The sequence below is a fragment of the Bradyrhizobium sp. Kon58 genome, from assembly GCF_055807455.1.
Genome location: NZ_JBVVOT010000369.1, coordinates 1 through 287, shown reverse-complemented (window position 1 = coordinate 287; position 287 = coordinate 1). Strand labels below are relative to the sequence as shown.

At 63.1% G+C, this 287-nt stretch carries 1 protein-coding gene; it reads left to right on the top strand.

Features of this window, described 5'->3' with window-relative positions; genetic code table 11:
• Positions 1 to 287: histidine kinase dimerization/phospho-acceptor domain-containing protein (locus tag AC0L20_RS40815; protein WP_473295794.1), on the top strand; the 287-nt coding region annotated here is incomplete at both ends.

Sequence of the window (287 nt, the reverse complement as noted above, 5' to 3'; positions counted from 1 at the left end):
ATTGCCGGCTGGGTGGACGTAAGCGAGCGCCAACAGTTGTTGGGTCAGTTGCAGGAAGCCAAGGACGAAGCCGACGCCGCCAACCGGGCCAAGACTACTTTTCTGGCGACCATGAGCCACGAGATCCGCACGCCGATGAACGCGGTGATCGGCATGATCGAGCTGGCCCTGAGGAATGCCGAGCAGGGCGTTGCCGATCGGGATGCCCTTGAGGTGGCGTCGGAGGCCTCGCGCGGCATGCTGGAGCTGATCGGCGATATTCTCGATATCGCGCGGATCGAATCCGG